The sequence below is a fragment of the Kribbella pratensis genome, from assembly GCF_004366075.1.
Taxonomy (GTDB): Bacteria; Actinomycetota; Actinomycetes; order Propionibacteriales; family Kribbellaceae; genus Kribbella; species Kribbella pratensis.
The window spans coordinates 825,929-843,664 of sequence record NZ_SODU01000002.1 but is presented as its reverse complement, the minus strand read 5'-3'; the positions used below and the strand labels follow the sequence as shown (position 1 = coordinate 843,664).

Here is a 17,736-nt window from a genome sequence, read left to right as displayed (position 1 = left end):
AACGACCGGCCCGGCGGGTGTGTCTCTCCCAGGATGCGCCCGCCGAGGTCCGGAAAGTTCAGAGCGCCGAGGCGACGAACAAGTACCTGTTCAGGCTGAAGAAGTAGCTCGCGCCGAGACCGCGCAGATCGTCCGCCCAGGCAAGCGCCTCCTCCTCCGTCACGCCGGCATGTCCGGGGACGAAGTCCGACACGATGTCGATCAACCCGCCGCTGTACGTGTGCTGGTCGTACGCCGTGTTGAGGATCGGCACCACCTGCTGATGGGTCGGCGTGAAACCGGTCTTCGCCAGTACGTCGGCCAGCGTCCGGGGCAGATGCGGATCCGCCAAGTGGTCCTCGAACGCGGTCAGTACGCGGGCCATCCGCTCGTCGTCACTCGATCGCCAGACCACCGAACCCCAGTCTGTGTCCAGCAGTACGACGCGACCCGCCGGCCGGAGCACCCGCCGTACCTCTTCCAGTGCGGCCGCGACGTCGTCGACGTACTCGAAGACCTGCGTGGACACCACCACGTCGAAGCTCTCCGCGGGGTGCGGGATCCGCGCGACCGAGCCGAGTTCGAGTTCGAGGCCCGGTCCGCCGGGGACGTCGGCGCGGGTCCGGGCGATCGCCAGCATGCTCTCGCTGATGTCGATCCCGCAGATCCGCCCGCTCGGTCCCACCTCGCCGGCCATCTCCGCAGCCAGTAACCCCGGCCCGAAGCCGACGTCCAGCACCCGGTCGCCGGGACGCAACGCCAGTGCCGCCCGCACCGCCCGACGCTGCTCGACCATGTCCGACGTGGTGTAGACCGCTTCGATCTGCCGGGAAACTTCCGCGTCGAACTGCAACCCGTCCTGGTCAACCTCTCCGCCCATGCCCAACATCATGATCCTCGATCCCGCCGCCGGGGAGGGCATTTCCAAATCAGCTGAATGCCCCGGGTTGCCCCGGCGCGGGTGCCTGGGAGCCCTGCGCCGTAGCGAGCAGGTGCCCGGCGGAGTGCCTCGGCGTGCTGGAGGGAAGGCCTCGATGTGGTTTCATCGTGGCCTTTCCTCCAGTGCGGCGAGGTGCCCGCCGGGTGCCGCGCAGTAGGCGCGGGGCTCTCAGGCAGCCGCTACGGTGACCGGGTGATCGAGTTGCCTGAGGAGTTTCTGCGGATGCCGCGGTGGTGGACCGAGGGCGCGGACTGGTTGCGGGATCTGCCGATGGCGGTCGAGCGGCAGTGCGGGCGGTGGGATCTGACGGTCGTGGGAGCGGTTGCACACGGGTCGAACGCGGTCGTCGTACCGGTCACGCGGAGCGGCGAGGAGTTCGTACTGCGCATGTCGCCGCCGGGAGTGGAGGTGGCCGAGCAGGCCTGGGCGCTCCGTTGGTGGGCAGGCCGGGGCATGGCCCAGCTGTACGACGCCGACGTCGAGGCCGGAGCGATGTTGCTGGAGCGGTTGTCCACACCGCTGACGACCCGGCCCGTCGACGAGGCGGTCGCTGTACTCGGGCAGCTGATGCGCCGGCTCGCCGTACCCGCGCCGGACGACGCGCGATCGACCACGGATATCGTCACGACGCGATCGGCGCAACTGGAGCCGGAATGGGAGCGACTCGGCCGGCCGTTCGACATCGCGATCCTGCGCGAGGCGCTCGACGTCGCGCCGTCCGAGACCACCTCGACGCTCGCGGTCAACGGTGACTTCCACTCCGGTCAGGTGCTCGCCGGGCAACGGGAGGAGTGGCTGACCGTCGACCCGGTGCTGTTCCGCGGGGACATCGAGTACGACCTCGGCCGGGTGCTGTGGTGGGACCTCGACAAGATGGACGACATCGTCCGGTACTTCGACATCGCGGTCCGGGAAGCGGGTCTCGATCGGGACCGGGCGCGCGACTGGGTGATCTGGCGAACCGTCGACTACTGGCTCTGGGGACTCTCCGTCGGCCTCACCGAGGACCCGGTGCGGTGCGCGCGACTGGTCACTGAGCTTTCCAGATGAACCGGCTGCGCATCATCCGTGGAGTGTCGGCCGCGTTCGGCGCGATCGAGTGCAGGATCCACGGATGCGTCAGGTACACGTCACCGGCCTGACCGGTGAGCTCGACGACGCGGACCGGCAGTCCGTCGAGCTCGGCCGGCTCCATCGGGTCGACCGTGCGCTGCTCCGACGTCAGGTTGCGGAACCACGGATCCGACCGCAGCACCTGATCGCGGACCGTCTTGAAGTCGCGCTCGTCCGTCGTGGTCAAGAACCGCTCGATCACCTTGTGCGAGCCGGCGACCTGCGGAGTCCCGCCGCCCCCCGGTCCGACATCGCCGTACAACGCCCAGATCTTCACAGCGCCGGTCTCGCTCTCGAAACCGGCGTCCGTGTGCCACTGCCGATGCGGCACCGCCCACGGCACGCCCTCCGGCATCGTGACCAGCACCTGGCCCTGGTGCTTCGGCTCGACCCATTCGCCGAGCAGCCCGTCGAGCGCCGACCGCACCCGCGGACCGAGGATCGCGTGCGCGCGCCGATCGAACTTGGTGGTTTTCAGACCGGTCGGTCGCAACGGCGTCCAGGTCGAACGGTCGTCGCGATCCATGGCATGCCGCGCGGACAGCTCGTTCCACAGCACGTCCCGCATCCCCGCGGCCTCGTCGGAGGAGAACGCGGACGGGATCTTCACGATCCCGTCGCGCTCGAAAACGTCCAGCTCTTCGGTGGTGAGCATGTTCCATCCTGCGCACGTGCGGCGAGCACCCTCCACCGAATTAATGTGCCTCAGTGCTCCGGCGCGAAGTCGTGGAACCCGATGAGTTGCCGGATCTTCCCGTCGGCGTCGAGCACGACGATGTCGGTGCCGCCGGCGACTGCCTCCTGCCCTTCGGCCTTCAGGTGCCAGGCCCAGCGGAGGTAGTTGTGGTGCTCGTCGATGTCGCCGATGCGGACGAACGACAAGCCCGGGAACATCTGCTGCGCGGCGCCGACCAGCTTGTTCAGCTCGTCATGCCCGGCGGTCTCGAAGCTCGGGTCCTGGAAGGTTGCGTCGTCGGTCCAGGTCCCGGCGATGAGCTCGGCCCGGTGGTCGGCGTCGGCGGCGTTCCACATCGCGAAGTACTGGTCGGCGAGAGTCGTTGCGTTCATGGTGTTTCCTCCTCGATCGGTTGCGATGACCAGAACCTTGCCGCCAGGTCCGGCGTACCGTCGATGACGTCAGAGGTAATGGCGCTGTCTATGTCAGGTCGAGGGCCACCCGCTACGGTCGGAGCATGGCAGCGACGATCGAGGAGACGTTCCAGCGCCCTGTCGGTGAGCTTCTGCGCGGCTGGCGGGAGCGCCGGCGGCTCAGCCAGCTCGAGCTGGCGAACCGGGTCGAGGTGTCCACGCGGCACGTGAGTTTCGTGGAGACCGGGCGGTCGAAACCGAGTCGCGAGATGGTGATGCGGCTGGCCGAGCATCTCGACGTACCGCTGCGGGACCGCAACCAGTTGCTGCTGGCGGGCGGGTTCGCGCCGGTCTACAGCGAGGCGTCACTGCACTCACCGTCGATGCTCGCGATCCGTACGACGCTGCGTCGTCTGCTGAAGGCACAAGAGCCGTACCCGGCGCTGGTCGTCGACCGCTGGTGGAACATCGTCGAGGCCAACACCGGGATCGCGATCTTCACCACGGACGTCGACGAGAAGTTGCTACAGGCACCGATCAACGCACTCCGCCTGACCCTGCACCCGGACGGCCTGGCCCGGCGGATCGCCAACATCGCCGAGGTCCGCGCCGCCGCGCTCGCGAGCCTGCAACGCCAGGTCGCCGGCACCGCGGACCCCGAACTCCAGGACCTGTACGACGAACTTCGCGGGTACGCCGTCGACGACAAACCGGCACCACCCGGGCCGGCCGAGGTCGTCGTACCGTTCAACCTCACCCACGACGGCCGCGAACTGTCGCTCCTGACCACCATCGCCACGTTCGGCACACCGCTCGACGTCACGGTGTCTGAGCTCATGATCGAGTCCTTCTACCCGTCCGACGACGCAACCGCCGAGTATCTGCGGTCACTGTCATGAAGCCCCCGCGCGATCTGGCCGACACGATCGAGCTGCATCTGCAGTACCTCGATCGCTACCGCGAAATCATCGAGACGAAGCTCGTCGGGCTCAGCGACGCCGAGCTGCGCAACAGTCGGCTGCCGTCGGGATGGGCGCCGCTGGAGCTACTGAAGTACCTGGTCTTCATGGAGCGGCGCTGGCTGCGCTGGGGCTTCACCGGCGAGTCCGTCGATCACCCCTGGGGCGACTCCGCGGACGATCCGGACAACCCTTGGACACTCGAACCCGACGACACGTTGGAAAGCTTGCTGGCCCAGCTGCACGCGGGCGGCGAGTTCACCCGGAGCGTGGTCGCCGGCGAGGATCCGGCAACGGTCGCGGCGGCCGGCGGGCGCTTCGGGACCGACGACCGGCCGACCCTGAACTGGATCCTGTTCCACGTCTTACAGGAATACGCACGGCACGCGGGCCACCTGGACGTGGCCCGCGAGCTGGTGGATGGTGCCACCGGCGAGTAGGGCTGCGTGACCTACTCGCCGGTGGCGGGTGCCCTACCGGCTTGAGGAGGGGTGGCCGGTGGGGAAGGTCGTCGGGAAGCTCGGCGTCGGGATGCTGGGCTTCTCGGACGGGGTCGGGAACGTCGGCTTGGTCGTCGGAATCGACGGCTTGCCCGGGAGCGTCGGCTCGGCGGTCTGCGACTTGCCCGGGTCGACGGTCACCTCCACGCCACCGGAGACCGTGACCGTCGGCAGGGACGGCGCAGTCGGCTTGGCGGTCGGCTTGCCCGGCACCGTCGGCAAGGTCGGCAGTGACGGCTTCGGCGCGGTCGGCTTCGCGGTCGGTACGCCGTCCACGCAGTCCGGCACCGTCGGCGTCGGGACCGGCTTGGCCGAGGGCAGGCTGGGCTTCGTCGTCGGGAGCGACGGCTTGGCGGTCGGCAGAGTGGGCTTCCCGGGCAGTGTCGGCTTCGTCGTCGGCAGGGTCGGCAGGGTCGGCAGGGTCGGCTTGGCGGTCGGCACGGTCGGCGTTCCCGGGAGCGTCGGCTTGGCCGTCGGCAGCGTCGGCTTCCCGGTCGGCTTCGTGGTCGGCCAGCTCGGCTTGGTCGTCGGGAAGCTCGGCGTCGGCAGTGTCGGCTTGGTCGTCGGAACCTGCGGCTTACCCGGCAGCGACGGCGGAGTGGTCGGAAGACTCGGCTTGCCGGGCAGCGTCGGCTTGGCGGTCGGCAGGCTGGGCTTGCCCGGGACCGTCGGCGTCGGCGGGTTGTTCGGGTCGATGGTCTTGTTCACCGAGACCGTCACCTTGGGCAGCTGCGGCTTCTCCGGCTTCTGCGGCAGGCACGTCGGGTCCACCGACGGCGCCGTCGGCGTACCGGTCGGAATCACCGCCGGCACCGGAGGCTTTCCGCCACCGGCCAGCAGGTTCTTCACCGGCAGGGCCGGTCCGCCGACCGCGGCGGACACCGTCGCAACGGTTCCGGCCAGTGCGGTGACACCCGCCGCGGCCAGTCCGCGCCGCAGCCAGCTCAGCCGCTTGCCGCGCCGCATCAGGTCGCTGGCGTCCGGCTGCCACGGCTCCATCTCGTACGTGAGCGCGTCGTGTACCCGCTGCTCGTCACTCATCAGTTTCCTCCAACTCCGGTATCGATCAGGTCGGGTGCCAGACGCAACTTGGCCAGCGCCCGGGAGGCCGTGCTCTTCACGGTCCCGGCCGCCATGCCGAGCAGCTCGGCGGTCTCGGCCTCGGAGAGATCCTGCGAGTAGCGCAGCGCGACCACGGCTCTCTCCCGGACGGTCAGACCACTGAGAGCCGAGAGCACGGCCTCCCTGGTCTGGACCGCCCCGGCGAAGTCCGCCACCGCTCGCTGGTCCCAGTCGTTCTGCACCGGGTCGCTGGGTACTTCGTTGTTCCAGCGCCGGCGGGCCTGGGAGAGGAATCGGTTGACCAGCACCCGCCGGACGTACCGCAACGGGTCGCCCTCCAGCCGGTGCCACTTCGGGTAGGACCGCATCAACGCCTGCTGCACCAGGTCCTCGGCGGTGTGCCGATCGCCGCACAGCATCTCCGCGAAGCGGAGCAAGGGGGTCGACTGCGCCACGACGAATCGCTCGAAGTCGGCGTCCGCGGTCCGGGTCATCGATTCTCCTCAGCCTCTGTCACACCGGTCCAAACCCGCTGGGTGACCGATCGGGTTCTGCCTAGTCACGAGAAATTTATTCACGGGCTATGCAGAAGAGGTGTTTGTGAGTCACATTGGGTGCTCAAGCCTTCACCGCCCCGGAGGTTCCGCCCATGCGTATCACCCGTACAACCGCGCTCACCGCCTGTCTGGCGATGACCGCCGCGATCTTTACGGCAACCTTGCCCAGCGCCGCCGCCACCCCTGACCCCGTCTCGGTCGCGGCCCGACCCGTCGCGGGATCCAGCAACGTCAAGGTCGACGGCAGCCACATCGTCCTCGGCGACGCGCCGGCCGCGATCGGATCCACCGAGATCAAGCAACGCTCCGGCCTGGCCGAACTCATACCGGTCCGGTTCGCGGATCCCACGTCGGCCGTGGTCGTCGGCTACGCCTCTGGTACGCCGGACGGTTCGTCGGCGGAGGTCGACGTACGGTCGTGGGTCAACAACAGGTGGTCGGAGTGGACGGCTGCCAAGGCCGGTACACCGACCGCGCTGCCCGGCGCGAGCGACCAGGTCCAGGTCCGCATCATCGTCAGCGCCCCGTCGACCGGCGCGAGCCCATGGGTCGGCGACGTTACGGTGCAGCCCACTGACCAGGCCGCCGTACCACGGATGACGATCCAAGCGGCACCGCTCAAGTCGCACGTCTTCGCCACGCGTGAAGGTCTGGTCGGCGGTACGACGGCCAACGGCCACGTGATCGTGAGCCGGGACCACTTCGTCGCCCTGCCGTCACGACGCGGCCTGTCCGGCGCCGGATCCGGAACGTACTCGGTGAAGGTCTGCACCGCGTCGCGCTGCGCGTTCGAGCCGGTGTGGGACGTCGGACCGTGGAACACCAAGGACGACTACTGGAACCCGAGCGCGACCCGCGAGATGTGGAAGGACCTGCCGCAGGGCAAGCCCGAGGCGCAGGCGGCGTACCAGAGCGGGTACAACGGCGGGAAGGACCAGTTCGGCCGGACCGTCGCGAACCCGGCGGGGATCGACCTCGCGGACGGCGTGTTCTGGGACGCGCTCAAGCTGGCCGACAACTCGTGGGTCGACGTCACGTACCTGTGGACCGGCGACGGCGGGCGCGGGACGGTATCCATCTCGTCCGGGTATCTGAACGTGCGGAACGCGCCGAACTCGACCGGCGCGGTCGTTGGGATGGCCGGCAAGTCGGCTCAGGTCACCGTCGAGTGCCAGACCACTGGGGAGAGCGTCACCGGGTCGCAGGGCACGAGCAATGTGTGGCTGCGGGTCAACGCCGGCATGTACGTCGCGAAGGCGTGGGTTTCGGCGGGCAGCTTCGGCGCCTGCTGAACGTCAGCCACTCACCAACACCACGGCCGCACGCTCACCGACTGCTCGGTGGGCGTGCGGCTGTCGGCTTGGTGAGTGCCTGAGGTCCGCCCCTACTTACCGCGCGACGGCACCGTCGGCGGCTGCGTCGGAGTCGCCCGCGGCTCAGACCACCGGGTCGGCGCGACAGACGGGGTAGCCGGCACCGTCGGCGTCGGCCGCACCGCACGCGGAGACCGCGTCGGAGTCGCCCGCGGCGCAGGCGGCCGCGTCGGCGAGACCGTCGGCGTCGCGCAGGAAGAGTCCCTCGGTGAGCGGGTAGGCGTAGGAACCGGCCGACGAGTCGGCGTCGCGGTCGGCGGGAGGCTCGGCGTCGCTGTCGGTGGGCGCGTTGGCGCTGCGGTTGGGCTGCACGTGGGAGACGGCGTTGACGGGAGGGTTGGCGGGAGGGTTGGCGGGAGGGTCGGCGGGAGGGTCGGGGGGACCGGCCGTGACGATGGTGAGCGGGTCGGGGTGGCGGCCTCGCTCGGGGTGGCTGCGGTTGGGGTCGCCTGCGAGGGGGTTGCGGCGGTTGGTCCGCCCTGGACGGATGTGTCGGCGGCTGAGTTGCCGCTGCGCGCCATCGCCGTACCGGCGACTGCGACGCCCACCACCGCCGCGGCCGCGAGCCCGCCCAGCAGGATCCGGGTCATCCGCCGCTTCCGGCCTACCTCGTTCATTGTTGCCCTCCGCACCTTTTTGATGTTCGGTCGGGCTGAAGGACGCAGCCGGGTCGCGAAAAGGTTCTGTTCAGCGGGCAGAGCGCGTCGAGGTGGGCAAACCCGACGGAGTACTCGTAGGTCGCGCCGTGGGCGGCCCGGTCGGCCGCACGCCGGGCGGTATCGTCGGCGTCGGCTCAGGTGTGGTGGGGGTCGCGCGCGTCGGTGTCGGGGTCGGAGTCCGGACAGTCGGCGACGGACCAGGATTCGCCGGCTGCGGTACGTCGCCCCGCAGCTGATCACTGCCCGCGATTCCCGCGACCGCCACCACAGCGACGACCGCAACCGAAGCCCCAGCCGCAGCGACCCGCCCCCGGGTCCGCCGCCGACGGGCACCAGCAATCACCCGCGCCGGATCGAGAGGCGCGATGGAATCGTCCGGTGCCAGCACGACCCGAAGCCGCTCCTCGGCCGGCGTCCCGCGCTCGTCGTTCATGTTCGCTCCCCCACGCCGCTCAGCTCCGGCGCGGCCCGTAGCTTGTCCAGGGCTCGCGCGTTCGCGCTCTTCACCGTCCCGATCGCTACTCCGAGAACCGCCGCGGTCTCGCGTTCGGTGAGGTCCTCGACGTACCGCAGTACGACGACCGCTCGCTCGCGCCGGCTCAGCGTGGCGAGCGCGGCCCCGACCGCCACTCGCCGATGGACCCCGCCACTCGGATCGACGGCCGCTTCGAGGAGCAGGTCGAGCTCCGCCGCGTCGCCACTGGGACGCTCACGCCACGGCCGGCGCCGTACCCAGGACAGGTGCTGGTTGACCACCGCCTGCCGGACGTATGCGAACGGGTCGGCCATCTCGATCCGGTCCCAGCGCAGGTACGCCTTCTCGAGCGCGGTCTGCACCAGATCCTCCGCGAGGCCGGCGTCACCACAGAGCACCCGCGCGAAGTGCACCAACCGCGCGGATCTGGCCAGCACGAACGCCGTGAAGTCGTCGTCACGACTCCCCGTTACCGCCATGTGCGCTCCGTCCTGCCGTCCTCACCTCACAGGACGCGGAGCGGGCGCCAAAGGTTCTGTCTGTTCCGAGAATTGCCTCGACGCGGTCAGCCGGGGCAGCGGGACGGTGTCGGCGGCCAGGCGGACCCGGTTCCGGCCGGCGGCCTTCGCGGCGTACATCGCGCGGTCGGCGCGGAGCAGCAGGTCGTCCACGGTCGCCCCGTCGGTCGGGTACACCGCGACCCCGATGCTGACGGTCAGGCGAAAGGTGTCCGGGTCCAGGTCCGGGTCGTCGAGTACGCCGGCGCACATCGCGGCCAGCGGGCTGTTGGCGACCGCGTTGCGGAGCCGGTCGGCGGTCACCGTCGCCTCGTCGAGGCCGGTGTCCGGGAGCGCGATCACGAACTCCTCGCCGCCGAACCGGCCGATCACGTCCTTCGCCCGGATCGCGCTGCGCAGGATCGTCGCGACCGCGCGCAGCGCCTCGTCGCCGACCAGGTGCCCGTGCCGGTCGTTGACCTGCTTGAAGTGGTCGATGTCGATCAGCAGCACTGCCATCGACTCGTGCTGGTTCCGCGAGGTGCGCAGCATCTGCTCGGTCCGGCGGCGCCACCAGTCGACCCGGGTCAGGCTGGTCTTCGGGTCGGTCTGGGCCTCGGTCTCCAACTGGCCGAGGAGCAGCGCGCGCTGCGCGGTCAGCGTGATCGGGATCGCGACGAACGCGAACCACGGGCTGATCAGGCAGGCCGCCGCGAGCAGGCAGCCGAAGGTGGCGGCCGTCGCGTCGGTGCACAGATCGTCCAGCCCGCCGACTGTCTCGCGGCGGTTGCTGCCCGGGATGATCAGCGAGATCGCGAGTCCGCACAGCAGGGTGTCGGTCACGACGTACGCGATCGCGCCGCCGACCATCGAGACGACCAGGCCGAGGCCGCTGTCGGCGGTCAGGCCGCGCGCGGAGACGAAGACCGCGTGCGCGGCGCCGACCGCGAGGACGTGGACGGCGGTCGAGAAGGCCCAGCGGTACGGGATGCACTTGCCGGCCCGGATCCGCCACCAGATCCGCAGCAGCACCGCGACCAGGATCGCCAGCGCCGGATGCAGGATGAGCGCCGCGGCGATCATCCACGCCGGGGCGATGTCTTTGTGCAGTGCGCCGCCGCGCCGCCGCCGGCGCTCCACCCGGCGAGCGCCCTCGACGGAGATCAGCGCGGACACGGTCAGCGCGAACACGACGTCCAGCCCGTGCCAGGTCGGGCGGTCGGTGAACGCGTGCACGCCGTACCCGATCGCGGCCAGATCGACGAGCACGACAACGGCGAACGCCGGGACCGTCAGGGTCCAGAGCGCCCAGGAACGTATCGCTCGCCTACTCTGTGCAACCATCACCTCACACGGTACGACGTGCGGGCGTCAGGTCCCAATCGGTGTCGGCGCGGCTGTGGATGACGACTTGAGAACGATCGCCGATGCTTTCAGCGCCGGCGGCGGGCTGCGCCGAACAGGCCGCGGACGATCTCCCGGCCGGCCGAACGGGCGAACTGCTTGAAGGCGGACGACCCGACGACCTGCTCGACCATCGACTTCTCCTGCTTCTGCGCCCGCGGCCGCGGCTCCTGCTTGGCCTGCTCCTGCTGCTGCTTCTCGGCCTCGGCCTGCGCGGCACCGGCCTGCACCTTCGCCGCGAGCACCTCGTACGCCGACTCGCGGTCGAGCGTCTGCGAGTACTTCGCGTTGTTCGCCGACGCCTGCACCGTCGCGGTCAGCTGCTCCGCGGACGCCGGCGCCATCAGCGACTGCGGCGCCCGCAGCCGGGTCCACGCGACCGGGGTCGGCGCGCCCTTCTCGTTCATCACGGTCACGATCGCCTCACCGATCCCGAGCTGGGTCAGCACCTCACCCAGGTCGTACGACGAGCTCGGGAACGTCGACACCGTCGCCTTCAGCGCCTTCGCGTCGTTCGGCGTGTGCGCCCGCAGCTGGTGCTGCACGCGCGAACCGAGCTGCGCCAGGACGTCGTCCGGCACGTCCTTCGGCGTCTGGGTCACGAAGAACACGCCGACGCCCTTCGACCGGATCAGCCGGACGGTCTGCGCGATCGAGTCCAGGAACGCCTTCGAGGCGTCGTTGAACAGCAGGTGCGCCTCGTCGAAGAAGAACACCAGCTTGGGCTTGTCGACGTCGCCGACCTCGGGCAGGTCGTGGAACAGATCGGCGAGCAGCCACATCAGGAACGTCGAGAACAGCGCCGGCCGGTCCTGCAGGTTCGGCAGCTCGAGCAGCGAGATGACGCCCTTGCCGTCACGCTGCTGCAGCAGGTCCGCCGTGTCGAACTCCGGCTCGCCGAAGAACGCCTCGGCGCCCTGGTCCGCGAACCCGATCAGCGATCGCAGGATCACGCCGGCCGTCGCCGCGGACAGCCCGCCCAGCTCCTTCAGGTCGTCCTTGCCCTCGTCGGACGTGAGGTGCGTGATGACGGCCCGCAGGTCCTTGAGGTCGAGCAGCGTCAGCCCGGCCTTGTCGGCGTAGTGGAAGATCAGCCCGAGCGACGACTCCTGGACGTCGTTGAGCCCCAGCACCTTGGACAGCAGCACCGGGCCGAACGACGTGATCGTCGCGCGGATCGGGATGCCCGTCCCCTGCCCGCCGAGCGCGTAGAACTCGGTCGGGAAGCCGGTCGCGGTCCAGTCCTGGCCGATCGACTTGGTCCGGACCAGCAGCTTGTCGTTGCCCTCACCCGGCTGCGAGACGCCGGACAGGTCGCCCTTGATATCGGCGGCGAACACCGCGACACCGGCCGCGGACAGCTGCTCGGCCATCAACTGCAGAGTCTTCGTCTTACCGGTACCGGTAGCACCCGCGACCAGGCCGTGCCGGTTCATCATTCCCAGCGGGATCCGGACCGCCGCCTCCGGTGCCGGCTCGTCGTCGACCAGCAGCGCACCCAGCTCGAGCGCCGCCCCCTCGAACGCGTACCCCTGCTTCACGGTCTCCACGACGTCGGCTTTCTCGGCCATCTGAGCGCGCCTTTCCCCGGTTGACGGAATTGCCCGCTCGAATGCTAGCCCTCCGCAGTCAGCGCATCACGACCACACGCGTCGCGCCCGCCGCGAAGGACCAGATGGCGACCGACATCGAGGCCGAGACCCGGATGCAGCCGTGGGAGGCCCGGTAGTTCGTCCCGAGCAGCCAGTCGGCGTGGATCTGCTGCCCGTTCGACTGGTACGTCGGAATCTGGTGGAACCCGACCCCGCACGGTGCGAACCGGACGAAATGGTTCAGGTAGAGCCGTCCGCCGTCGGTGTTCCGCAGTACCCGCGCCGCCCGCCCGCACTTCGAGCCGCTCGAATACGTGCCGGCCTTCAGGTACATCGGGTTGTCGATGATCCCGCCCTGCCGGACCACCTTGCCCCGGGCATCGATCAGCCACACCCAGTTCTGCGTCTGGCTGATCACGATCCGGCGCCCGGTCCCCGAGCGACCGGGCACGGGGCGGACGTCGCAGCGCTTCGCGGTCGAGGCCATCAGCCGGGCGTACGTCGTACTGTTCAGCGAACCGGTCTGACTCAGGACGTTGGCTGACTGGAACCGGACGGTCGCCGCCTGGGTCATCGCACCGACCTTGCCGTCGACCGGGCCCGAGGTGCAGCCGAGACCGTTCAGGCGGGTCTGGGCCGTCTTCACCTGAGACACCGTGATCGCCTCGGCCGGCACCGTCGTACCGAGTCCGATCAACGCGATCGCCGCGGTTGCGAGGCCGAGTTCGGGAAGAATTCGCATACCGTTCACCCCCATGGTCGTGGGCGCGGAACCGCGCTCACTGTGCCCTGTTCCTGTGGGACGTCCAACGGCATCGAAAGGTTGAGTCGCTCAGCGGACTATTCCGGTGACATTCGTGACCTCCTCGCAGGACCTTTCACACCGCTAGACTTCGGTGGGTGATCTTCAAGCGTGTCGGGGACGACAAGCCGTACCCGGACCATGGGCTGCGGCCGAAGGACTGGTCTTCACTGCCGCCCAGGCAGGTGCGGCTGGACGAACTCGTCACGACGAAGGGCACTTTGGACCTGAACGCGCTGCTCGACGAGGACTCGACTTTCTACGGCGATCTGTTCGCGCACGTGGTGGAGTGGAAGGGCGACCTGTACCTCGAGGACGGCCTGCACCGCGCACTCCGTGCGGCGCTGCAGCAGCGTCAGGTCCTGCATGCACGGGTACTGGTAGTGGACTGACCAATGGCTGCCGCTCACGGGGGGAGGAGCAAATGACAGCGATCCATCCGCAACCGAGACCGCACTCGCGGATCCGGTGGCGTACGCCGATCACGATGGTGATCCTGCTGGGGATCCTCGTCGGTGGGGGCTGGTGGGGCTGGAACTCGCTCGTGAACAGTAGCGCCGAGCCGACCTGCACCGAGCAGAAACTGACCAACAACCGTCTGGTCCCGAAGCAGGTCGTGCTGAACGTCTACAACGGCGGGGCCCGCGCGGGATCGGCCGGCCGGGTGGCCGAGGCGCTCAAGCAGCGTGGGTTCAACATCGACAAGGTCGCGAACGAGCCCAAGGGGGACAAGGTCGACGTGGTGGCGCTGCGCGGTGCCGCCGCGGACGCGCCCGAGATGCTCCTGGTCGCGGGTCAGCTGAACCAGAAGGCGGTCATGGTCGCCGACGGTCGCACCGATCACACCGTCGACCTGGTCATCGGCGCCGGCTTCGGCTCCGTGAAGCTCAAGGGCATCCCGTCGGTCACGGTCGCCCCCGGCGCCACGGTCTGCCTCCCGGTCATCCACAGCCCGCAGCCGATCCCGTCAGGCCAGAACCCCAACTAACTGTTCTCGCGGCCGCGTTCGCCGAACCAGCCGGCCAGGCGGCCGGCTCGGGAGACGGCGCGGAGGCGGCGGACGGTCTGTTCGCGGACCGGACTGGGCGCGACCACGAGCAGGTTGTCGGCGGCCCGGAGCACGGTACGGCGGTCCGGGACAAAGGCGCGCTCGCCGCGGATCACCAGCGCGACCGAGACACCGGGCGGTAGCCGCAGCTCAGTGATCTCGACCCCCGCCAGCCGGGACTCGCTCGGGACGTACACCTGAAGCATGTCCGCGCCGAGCGACTCCAGCGGCGCCACGTCGATGTCCACCTCGTGCGCCGCGTTCTCGTCGAGGACGCCCAGCCGCTTCGCCAGCCACGGCAGCGACGGCCCCTGCAGCAGCGTGAACAGCAGCACCAGCACGAACACCACGTCGAAGATCCGCTGCGCCTGCGGCACCTGTTCGGCGAGCGGGATGGTGGCGAGCACGATCGGCACCGCGCCCCGCAGGCCCGCCCACGAGATGAAGGTCCGCTCTCGCCACGGCAACCGGAACGGCGCCGCCGAGATCGCCACCGACGCGAACCGCCCGACGACCGTCACCGCGACGCCGATCACCAGGGCGACCAGTACGTCGTCCCACCGGAACCGCCCCGGCGACGCCAGCAGCCCGAGCATCACGAACAACCCGATCTGCGCGAGCCAGGCGATCCCGTCGACGAACGACCGGGTCGCCATCCGGTGCGGCAACTCCGCCCGTCCCAGCACCAGCGACGTCACGTACACGGCCGCGAACCCCGACACGTGGAGCAGCACCGAGCCACCGGCGTACGAGATGAACGCCACCGAGAGCACCGCCAGCGGGTACAGACCGGCGGATCCGAGCGCCATGCGGCGGATCAGCCCGACGCTCACCCACCCGATCAGCAGTCCGAACAGCGCGCCGACGACCAGCTCGTAGACGACCAGGCCGCTGAACCACAGCAGGCCCTTCTCGCCGACCTCGCCGGTGCTGACGAGCGTGACCAGCAGGACCGTCGGGGCGTCGTTCAGACCGGACTCCGCCTCCAGCGCCCCACGCAGCCTCGGACGGATCGGCACCCGTCTGAGCACCGAGAACACGGCCGCCGCGTCCGTCGGCGACGTCACGGCGCCGAGCAGCACCGACAACTGCCAGTTCAGTCCCAGCACGAAATGCGCCACACAGGCGACGACACCGACGCTGACCGCGACCCCGACCGTCGCCAGCACGAGCCCGAGCGGCATGACCGGCCGTACTTCGTTCCACCTGGTGGTCAGACCGCCCTCGGTCAGGATCACCACCAGCGCCGCGAACCCGAGCGCATGCGCCAGCTGCGCGTCCTCGAAATGGATGTGCCCCGGACCCGACTCCCCCAGGAGCAGCCCCATCCCGAGGTAGATCAGCAGCGACGGGAGCCCGAGCCGCGCGGAGAACCGCACCGCGACCACGGCGACGAGCAGAATCGCCGCGCCCGCGAGCAGAATCCCGTCGAGCTCCGCAACATCCATAGGGGCCCTCTCGTCGAGCGTCCCGAGTCAGGTCCAGAGAGACGAAAACCCTGACGCATCACACAGCATCAGGGTCTCCGGCCTATCTGGCCGCCCCGGAGGGCGGTTGGCGGTGGCGGAGGGAACCGTCGCAGGCTCCTCCCAAATCCCACAGCACTTGATATTCGGTCAGATGGTCCCACACTTCGTGCGGAACCATCTGACCGAATGGCGGTGGCGGAGGGATTTGAACCCTCGGACGGGGGTTGCCCGTCACGCGCTTTCGAGGCGCGCTCCTTCGGCCGCTCGGACACGCCACCGCCGAGGACAATATCAAGGTCTGTGGCCGATGAAGAAATCGCGCAGCCGGGCACCGGCCTCGTCGGCCATCACGCCGCCGATCACCTCGGGCCGGTGGTTGAGCCGGCGGTCCCGTACGACGTCCCAGAGCGACCCCACCGCACCGGCTTTCTCGTCGTACGCCGCGAAGATCAGCCGATCCAGCCGGGACAGCACGATCGCCCCGGCGCACATCGTGCACGGCTCCAGGGTGACCACCAACGTGCAGCCGGTCAGCCGCCACTCACCGACGTGGCGGGCCGCGTCGCGGATCGCGAGCACCTCGGCGTGCGCGGTCGGATCGCCGGTCGCCTCACGCTCGTTGTGGCCGCGCCCGATGATCTCCCCGCCCTCGTCCACCACGAGGGCCCCGATCGGTACGTCGGGCAACGCCCGCTCGGCCTCCTCGAGGGCCAGCGTCATCAACCGCGACCACGCCTGCCGCAGGATCGGGCTAGCCAACGGCTTCGATGGCGTCGTGGAACTGGTTGCCGAAGCCAAGGGTCTCGGCGATCTCCTCGAGCATCTCGTACGGATAGAGGTCGACGTCGTCGCACAGCGCGCCGAGGTCCATCGCGGTCATCCCGAGGTCGGCGACGATCGTCAGGTCGCCGGCCGGCACCTGCTCGTCGTCGTCATCGGCCAGCGGGATGTCGAGCTCGTCCACGACCTGCCGGGCCAGCGGCCACTCGGTCGCGGCGGTCACGTCGGAGATCAGCAGCCGGGCGCGGCCGCCGAGCACCCGGACCAGGACGAAGAAGTCCTCGTCGACCGACACCAGGCCGAGCACCCCGGCCTCACCGGGATACCGGCGGAGTGCTGACACCAGCGTGGACAGATCGGGCTCACCGCGCAGTACCAGCGGCGTGACGGTCCAGTTCCCGTCCTCGGTGTACGCAGCGACCGCGAAGTCCAGGTCGGTAACCGTGGCATCAGACACCGCATCATCGTCGCAGGTCTGCGGCGTCCCGGCGATCTCAAGCCGATATCGGATCCGCCAACACCGGTCTACGCCTCAGTGATGGTACGTCGCTCTGCGCATCGCCTCGCGCAACTGCCGGACGCGGGCCCGCCGGGGCGCGATCCGGTCGCGGAGGGCACGCATTTCGTCGAGCTCGCGCAGAAAGGCGGCGCGGCGGCGCAGCCGGTCGAGCTGCTCAGGCGTCTTCTCGGTCATCGAACTACTCCCTGGTGGGCGACAGGGCCAATCCAATGCACTTCCAGTCTGACAGCGGGCGCGCTTTCCCGCCGCGAATCGCCGACGGTACCGTTCGGCCTTATGCAGATCCTCGTCGTGGACCACCCGCTCGTCGCCCACAAGCTCACCGCGCTGCGCGACGAGCACACGGACTCACCCACGTTCCGGCGGCTGACCGAGGAGCTCGTCACGCTGCTCGCCTACGAGGCGACCCGGGACGTGCGGACCGGTCCGGTCACGGTGCAGACCCCGGTCGCGGAGGCGCAGGGCGTGAAGCTCGCCGCGCCGAAGCCGCTCGTCGTCCCGATCCTGCGCGCCGGTCTCGGCATGCTCGAGGGCATGACCCGGCTGCTCCCGACCGCGGAGGTCGGTTTCCTCGGCATGGTCCGGAACGAGGAGACCCTGACCGCGTCGACGTACGCCGAACGCCTTCCCGAGGACCTGTCCGGACGCCAGTGCTACGTCCTGGACCCGATGCTCGCCACCGGCGGCACGCTCGCGGCAGCGATCCAGTTCCTGGTGGACCGCGGCGCCGACCACATCACCGCCATCTGCCTGCTGGCCGCCCCGGAAGGCGTCAAGCGCGTGGAGAACGAACTGACCCACCTCGACGTACCGTGCAACCTCGTCATCGCCGGCATGGACTCCCACCTGAACGAAAAGGGCTACATCGTCCCAGGCCTCGGCGACGCCGGCGACCGTCTGTACGGCGTCGCCCAGTAG

22 protein-coding genes and 1 tRNA gene are annotated in these 17,736 nt (G+C 69.5%); 7 read left to right on the top strand and 16 right to left on the bottom strand.

Features of this window, described 5'->3' with window-relative positions:
* Positions 1-58: 58 nt before the first annotated feature.
* Positions 59-859, bottom strand: coding sequence for a methyltransferase domain-containing protein (locus tag EV137_RS19175; RefSeq protein ID WP_134002238.1), 801 nt, complete (start codon positions 857-859; stop codon positions 59-61).
* Positions 860-1,111: 252 nt separating this feature from the next.
* Between EV137_RS19175 and EV137_RS19170 the strand changes: the two genes are divergently transcribed.
* A complete protein-coding gene (locus EV137_RS19170) occupies positions 1,112-1,969 on the top strand; it encodes an aminoglycoside phosphotransferase family protein (RefSeq protein ID WP_134130220.1) in 858 nt (285 codons plus the stop codon).
* Here the strand turns inward: EV137_RS19170 and EV137_RS19165 are convergent.
* Both EV137_RS19165 and EV137_RS19160 read right to left on the bottom strand, forming a co-directional pair.
* Positions 1,950-2,687 (bottom strand): phytanoyl-CoA dioxygenase family protein, encoded by a 738-nt coding sequence (locus EV137_RS19165; protein WP_134130219.1) that lies wholly within the window; start codon positions 2,685-2,687, stop codon positions 1,950-1,952. The genes EV137_RS19170 and EV137_RS19165 overlap by 20 nt on opposite strands.
* A 50-nt stretch (positions 2,688-2,737) precedes the next feature.
* On the bottom strand, positions 2,738-3,100 hold the full coding sequence (locus EV137_RS19160; RefSeq protein ID WP_134130218.1) for a nuclear transport factor 2 family protein: 363 nt from the start codon (positions 3,098-3,100) through the stop codon (positions 2,738-2,740).
* Between the two features lie 125 nt (positions 3,101-3,225).
* Here EV137_RS19160 and EV137_RS19155 point away from each other — a divergent pair, with 125 nt between their 5' ends.
* Positions 3,226-4,020, top strand: coding sequence for a helix-turn-helix domain-containing protein (locus EV137_RS19155; RefSeq protein WP_134130217.1), 795 nt, complete (start codon positions 3,226-3,228; stop codon positions 4,018-4,020).
* Positions 4,017-4,520, top strand: coding sequence for a DinB family protein (locus tag EV137_RS19150; protein WP_134130216.1), 504 nt, complete (start codon positions 4,017-4,019; stop codon positions 4,518-4,520). The genes EV137_RS19155 and EV137_RS19150 overlap by 4 nt, the downstream gene beginning before the upstream one ends.
* Positions 4,521-4,553: 33 nt before the next feature.
* On the opposite strand, the gene EV137_RS19145 is transcribed toward EV137_RS19150, so the two are convergent.
* Both EV137_RS19145 and EV137_RS19140 read right to left on the bottom strand, forming a co-directional pair.
* On the bottom strand, positions 4,554-5,621 hold the full coding sequence (locus tag EV137_RS19145) for a hypothetical protein (RefSeq protein WP_134130215.1): 1,068 nt from the start codon (positions 5,619-5,621) through the stop codon (positions 4,554-4,556).
* Entirely contained in the window at positions 5,621-6,136 is a 516-nt protein-coding gene (locus tag EV137_RS19140) for a SigE family RNA polymerase sigma factor (protein ID WP_130386848.1), read from the bottom strand. The genes EV137_RS19145 and EV137_RS19140 overlap by 1 nt, the downstream gene beginning before the upstream one ends.
* Before the next feature lie 155 nt (positions 6,137-6,291).
* Here EV137_RS19140 and EV137_RS19135 point away from each other — a divergent pair, with 155 nt between their 5' ends.
* Positions 6,292-7,491: a DUF8814 domain-containing protein gene (locus EV137_RS19135; RefSeq protein ID WP_134130214.1), complete on the top strand. Its 1,200-nt coding sequence runs from the start codon at positions 6,292-6,294 to the stop codon at positions 7,489-7,491.
* A 144-nt stretch (positions 7,492-7,635) separates the two neighbouring features.
* Here the strand turns inward: EV137_RS19135 and EV137_RS19130 are convergent, their stop codons facing one another.
* From EV137_RS19130 to EV137_RS19110, 6 genes are all read right to left on the bottom strand, one after another.
* The gene (locus EV137_RS19130; RefSeq protein WP_134130213.1) at positions 7,636-7,884 is read right to left on the bottom strand and encodes a hypothetical protein; all 249 of its coding nucleotides are present in this window, start codon (positions 7,882-7,884) and stop codon (positions 7,636-7,638) included.
* A gap of 375 nt (positions 7,885-8,259) precedes the next feature.
* Positions 8,260-8,664 (bottom strand): hypothetical protein, encoded by a 405-nt coding sequence (locus EV137_RS40640; RefSeq protein ID WP_166679933.1) that lies wholly within the window; start codon positions 8,662-8,664, stop codon positions 8,260-8,262.
* The gene (locus tag EV137_RS19125; protein ID WP_134002219.1) at positions 8,661-9,185 is read right to left on the bottom strand and encodes a SigE family RNA polymerase sigma factor; all 525 of its coding nucleotides are present in this window, start codon (positions 9,183-9,185) and stop codon (positions 8,661-8,663) included. The genes EV137_RS40640 and EV137_RS19125 overlap by 4 nt, the downstream gene beginning before the upstream one ends.
* Positions 9,186-9,206: 21 nt before the next feature.
* The gene (locus EV137_RS19120; protein WP_134002217.1) at positions 9,207-10,547 is read right to left on the bottom strand and encodes a GGDEF domain-containing protein; all 1,341 of its coding nucleotides are present in this window, start codon (positions 10,545-10,547) and stop codon (positions 9,207-9,209) included.
* An 89-nt stretch (positions 10,548-10,636) separates the two neighbouring features.
* Positions 10,637-12,178: a helicase HerA-like domain-containing protein gene (locus EV137_RS19115; protein WP_134130212.1), complete on the bottom strand. Its 1,542-nt coding sequence runs from the start codon at positions 12,176-12,178 to the stop codon at positions 10,637-10,639.
* Between the two features lie 58 nt (positions 12,179-12,236).
* Positions 12,237-12,941, bottom strand: coding sequence for a L,D-transpeptidase family protein (locus tag EV137_RS19110; protein ID WP_134130211.1), 705 nt, complete (start codon positions 12,939-12,941; stop codon positions 12,237-12,239).
* 158 nt (positions 12,942-13,099) lie between these two features.
* Between EV137_RS19110 and EV137_RS19105 the strand changes: the two genes are divergently transcribed.
* Together EV137_RS19105 and EV137_RS19100 are read left to right on the top strand one after the other, a co-directional pair.
* Entirely contained in the window at positions 13,100-13,393 is a 294-nt protein-coding gene (locus EV137_RS19105; RefSeq protein WP_133786633.1) for a type II toxin-antitoxin system VapB family antitoxin, read from the top strand.
* A gap of 32 nt (positions 13,394-13,425) precedes the next feature.
* The gene (locus tag EV137_RS19100) at positions 13,426-13,989 is read left to right on the top strand and encodes a LytR C-terminal domain-containing protein (RefSeq protein ID WP_134002211.1); all 564 of its coding nucleotides are present in this window, start codon (positions 13,426-13,428) and stop codon (positions 13,987-13,989) included.
* Here EV137_RS19100 and EV137_RS19095 read toward each other — a convergent pair.
* The 5 genes from EV137_RS19095 to EV137_RS40635 form a co-directional block, all read right to left on the bottom strand.
* Positions 13,986-15,497, bottom strand: a complete 1,512-nt coding sequence (locus EV137_RS19095; protein WP_134130210.1) for a potassium/proton antiporter — start codon at positions 15,495-15,497, stop codon at positions 13,986-13,988. The genes EV137_RS19100 and EV137_RS19095 overlap by 4 nt on opposite strands.
* A 208-nt stretch (positions 15,498-15,705) precedes the next feature.
* Positions 15,706-15,796, bottom strand: a tRNA-Ser gene (locus tag EV137_RS19090).
* 13 nt (positions 15,797-15,809) lie between these two features.
* On the bottom strand, positions 15,810-16,238 hold the full coding sequence (locus tag EV137_RS19085) for a nucleoside deaminase (protein ID WP_134004253.1): 429 nt from the start codon (positions 16,236-16,238) through the stop codon (positions 15,810-15,812).
* 31 nt (positions 16,239-16,269) lie between these two features.
* Positions 16,270-16,755, bottom strand: coding sequence for a tRNA adenosine deaminase-associated protein (locus EV137_RS19080; protein ID WP_133786636.1), 486 nt, complete (start codon positions 16,753-16,755; stop codon positions 16,270-16,272).
* 75 nt (positions 16,756-16,830) lie between these two features.
* A complete protein-coding gene (locus EV137_RS40635; RefSeq protein ID WP_166679932.1) occupies positions 16,831-16,992 on the bottom strand; it encodes a hypothetical protein in 162 nt (53 codons plus the stop codon).
* Positions 16,993-17,094: 102 nt separating this feature from the next.
* Here EV137_RS40635 and upp point away from each other — a divergent pair, with 102 nt between their 5' ends.
* Positions 17,095-17,736 (top strand): uracil phosphoribosyltransferase, encoded by a 642-nt coding sequence (gene upp, locus EV137_RS19075; RefSeq protein ID WP_134002207.1) that lies wholly within the window; start codon positions 17,095-17,097, stop codon positions 17,734-17,736.

What these genes read in the sequence shown, in the direction of transcription:
- EV137_RS19175 (WP_134002238.1), bottom strand. Translation starts at nt 859, where the DNA reads ATGGGCGGAGAGGTTGACCAGGACGGGTTGCAGTTCGACGCGGAAGTT.
- EV137_RS19165 (WP_134130219.1), bottom strand. Translation starts at nt 2,687, where the DNA reads ATGCTCACCACCGAAGAGCTGGACGTTTTCGAGCGCGACGGGATCGTG.
- EV137_RS19160 (WP_134130218.1), bottom strand. Translation starts at nt 3,100, where the DNA reads ATGAACGCAACGACTCTCGCCGACCAGTACTTCGCGATGTGGAACGCC.
- EV137_RS19155 (WP_134130217.1), top strand. Translation starts at nt 3,226, where the DNA reads ATGGCAGCGACGATCGAGGAGACGTTCCAGCGCCCTGTCGGTGAGCTT.
- EV137_RS19150 (WP_134130216.1), top strand. Translation starts at nt 4,017, where the DNA reads ATGAAGCCCCCGCGCGATCTGGCCGACACGATCGAGCTGCATCTGCAG.
- EV137_RS19145 (WP_134130215.1), bottom strand. Translation starts at nt 5,621, where the DNA reads ATGAGTGACGAGCAGCGGGTACACGACGCGCTCACGTACGAGATGGAG.
- EV137_RS19140 (WP_130386848.1), bottom strand. Translation starts at nt 6,136, where the DNA reads ATGACCCGGACCGCGGACGCCGACTTCGAGCGATTCGTCGTGGCGCAG.
- EV137_RS19135 (WP_134130214.1), top strand. Translation starts at nt 6,292, where the DNA reads ATGCGTATCACCCGTACAACCGCGCTCACCGCCTGTCTGGCGATGACC.
- EV137_RS40640 (WP_166679933.1), bottom strand. Translation starts at nt 8,664, where the DNA reads ATGAACGACGAGCGCGGGACGCCGGCCGAGGAGCGGCTTCGGGTCGTG.
- EV137_RS19125 (WP_134002219.1), bottom strand. Translation starts at nt 9,185, where the DNA reads ATGGCGGTAACGGGGAGTCGTGACGACGACTTCACGGCGTTCGTGCTG.
- EV137_RS19120 (WP_134002217.1), bottom strand. Translation starts at nt 10,547, where the DNA reads ATGGTTGCACAGAGTAGGCGAGCGATACGTTCCTGGGCGCTCTGGACC.
- EV137_RS19115 (WP_134130212.1), bottom strand. Translation starts at nt 12,178, where the DNA reads ATGGCCGAGAAAGCCGACGTCGTGGAGACCGTGAAGCAGGGGTACGCG.
- EV137_RS19110 (WP_134130211.1), bottom strand. Translation starts at nt 12,941, where the DNA reads ATGCGAATTCTTCCCGAACTCGGCCTCGCAACCGCGGCGATCGCGTTG.
- EV137_RS19100 (WP_134002211.1), top strand. Translation starts at nt 13,426, where the DNA reads ATGACAGCGATCCATCCGCAACCGAGACCGCACTCGCGGATCCGGTGG.
- EV137_RS19095 (WP_134130210.1), bottom strand. Translation starts at nt 15,497, where the DNA reads ATGGATGTTGCGGAGCTCGACGGGATTCTGCTCGCGGGCGCGGCGATT.
- EV137_RS19085 (WP_134004253.1), bottom strand. Translation starts at nt 16,238, where the DNA reads ATGACGCTGGCCCTCGAGGAGGCCGAGCGGGCGTTGCCCGACGTACCG.
- EV137_RS40635 (WP_166679932.1), bottom strand. Translation starts at nt 16,992, where the DNA reads ATGACCGAGAAGACGCCTGAGCAGCTCGACCGGCTGCGCCGCCGCGCC.
- upp (WP_134002207.1), top strand. Translation starts at nt 17,095, where the DNA reads ATGCAGATCCTCGTCGTGGACCACCCGCTCGTCGCCCACAAGCTCACC.